The organism is Nguyenibacter vanlangensis, from assembly GCF_013376155.1.
GTDB lineage: Bacteria > Pseudomonadota > Alphaproteobacteria > Acetobacterales > Acetobacteraceae > Gluconacetobacter > Gluconacetobacter vanlangensis.
Map to the genome: position 1 here is coordinate 1 of NZ_JABXXP010000446.1, position 2,388 is coordinate 2,388.

Genomic DNA, 2,388 nt, shown 5'->3' on the forward strand with positions numbered 1-2,388 from the left:
GCGCTCGGCGGGTTCGCCTGGCGGCTGAACGCCATGGTGCAGCAGGCCGGCCTGGCCGGGATCGATCTCGCCGCGACGCGCCGCTACGGCATCGCGCCCTCGCTCGCCTTCGGCCTGAATACCGCGACGCATCTGCGGATCGATTATTTCCGCCAGCAATCCTACGACACCCAATATTACGGCACGACCTGGCTCAACGGCGTGCCGGCCCCCACGCCGCGATCCAATTTCTACGGCTATCCCGGCGACTATCTGCGTTCGGCGGTCAATGTCGGCACGATCAGGCTGGAACATGATGTCAGCCGGCACCTGACCTTCCACGACCAGGTCCGCTATTCCACCTACAATACCGCCCAGCGCGCGGTCGAACCGCAGATCCTCGGCTATACGCCCTATACGAATATCGCGCCGGCATCCGTGCCCCTGTCGCAGATCCAGGTCACGCGCAACACCCTGGCGCTCAGCGGCCCCTCGACCCTGCTCGACAACCAGCTCGAAGGCAACGCCGATTACCGCACCGGCTCGCTGCGCCACCAGCTCCTCTTCGGGTTCGAAATCCAGCGCCAGACCGCCGACATCACCCGCTACACCTATCCGCAGACCAAAACGTCGCTGCTCGACCCGGACCAGGGCGCCGATTTCCCCTTCGCGTCGCGCCTGCGCAGCATGTCGGGCGCGACCTCGCACGATTACGCGCCCTATCTCAACTATACGATCTCCCTCGGCACCCACTGGCAGGCGATCGGCGGCTGGCGCTGGGACGACTACACGACCGACTACAAGCAGATCGTGGCCCCCGCGGTGCATGTCACGCGCCAGGACAGGGTCTCCACCTGGCGCGGCGCGCTGGTCTACAAGCCGACCGCGGACAGCAGCCTCTATTTCAATTACGGCACGTCGTTCGATCCGTCGGGCGAGAACATCGCCCTGACCGCCTCGACCGCCGCCGTCGCGCCCGAACAATCCCGCACCTTCGAATTCGGCGGCAAATGGGCAACGCACGGGCTCTCGCTGTCCGCCGCCGCCTATCGGATCGAAATGACCAACGTGCGCGAAACCAATCCGGCCAACGCCACCGAAACGATCCTGGCCGGCAATTACCGCTCGCAGGGCTTCGAACTCTCGGCCACCGGCAATCTCACCAGCCGCTGGAGCGTCTTCGGCGGCTACAGCTATGACGATGTCAGCGTCATCGCCTCGCCCAACCGGCTCGAACTCGGCAACCAGCCGCCCAACGCCCCCAAACATACCGTGGCGTTCTGGACCGAATACCACCTGTCCGGGCTGCCGGTCAGCATCGGCGGCGGCGTCAACTACGTCGCCAGCCGCACCGCCAGTTCCCTCCCCATCGCCGGCACCACGGTGATCGAACGCGCGCCCGGCTACGCCACGGCACAGGTGATGGTGAAATACCACATCACGCATTCGCTCGCCGCCCAGGTCAATATCGCCAACATCTCCAACGCGCTCTATTACAGCGCCCTGCACCCCACCCATGTCGTCGTCGGGCCGGCCCGCTCCGCCCTGTTCTCGCTCAGCGCGAATTTCTGATGCTGATCGTCATCCCCGATGTGCTGAATGCCGCCGAACTGGCGTCGTTCCGCACCCAGCTCGCCGCCGCCCCGTGGCAGGACGGCCGGACCACCGCCGGCCATCAATCGGCCCGCGCCAAGCGCAACCAGCAACTGGCCGAGGACGACCCGACCGCCCTGGCGCTGGGCGAGGCCCTGGCGCGCACGCTGGGGCGCATCCCGCTCTTCATGTCGGCGGCCCTGCCGCAGCGCATCTTCCCGCCGGTCTTCAGCCGCTACCGCGCCGAAAGCGGCGACCGTTTCGGCAACCATGTCGACAACGCCATCCGCTACGGCGCGCGCGGCACCATCCGCACCGATTTGTCCGCGACCCTGTTCCTGAGCCCGCCCGACGCGTATGACGGCGGCGCCCTGGTGATCGACGACGTCTTCGGCCCGCGTGATGTCCGGCTGCCGGCGGGCTCGATGGTGCTCTACCCGTCCTCCTCGCTGCATCGCGTGACCCAGGTCACAAGGGGCGAGCGCCTGGCCGCGGTGATGTGGATGCAAAGCCTGGTCCGCGACGAAGGCCGGCGCCGCATCCTGTTCGACCTCGACAGCACCCTGCAGGACCTCGCCGCCGACCTGCAGGACGACCCGCGCATCCTGTCCCTGACCAATGTCTATCATAACCTGGTCCGCCGCTGGGCCGACCCCTGAGCCTGGCCGGACATGCGCGCTGGCGGCGATCCTGCGCGCGTTTCCTGCGCGTCGGTGCTCGAAAACCCACGCCGGGCGCGGCCCTGTCGGGCCGCTCCCGCTCACCAGCCCAAAGTCCCGGTCAGGCTCCAGGAGCCCCATCTGGGACTGCGCGCTG

At 67.3% G+C, this 2,388-nt stretch carries 2 protein-coding genes; both read left to right on the top strand.

Annotated elements, in window-relative coordinates; genetic code table 11:
• The coding region (locus tag HUK84_RS15075; protein ID WP_176641015.1) for a TonB-dependent receptor at positions 1-1,551 on the top strand (1,551 nt) is incomplete at its 5' end.
• On the top strand, positions 1,551-2,231 hold the full coding sequence (locus tag HUK84_RS15080) for a Fe2+-dependent dioxygenase (RefSeq protein WP_176641016.1): 681 nt from the start codon (positions 1,551-1,553) through the stop codon (positions 2,229-2,231). The genes HUK84_RS15075 and HUK84_RS15080, both read left to right, overlap by 1 nt.
• Positions 2,232-2,388 lie beyond the last annotated feature (157 nt).

Excerpts from the sequence above, each read along its gene's own strand:
- HUK84_RS15080 (WP_176641016.1), top strand. The coding sequence starts at position 1,551 with ATGCTGATCGTCATCCCCGATGTGCTGAATGCCGCCGAACTGGCGTCG.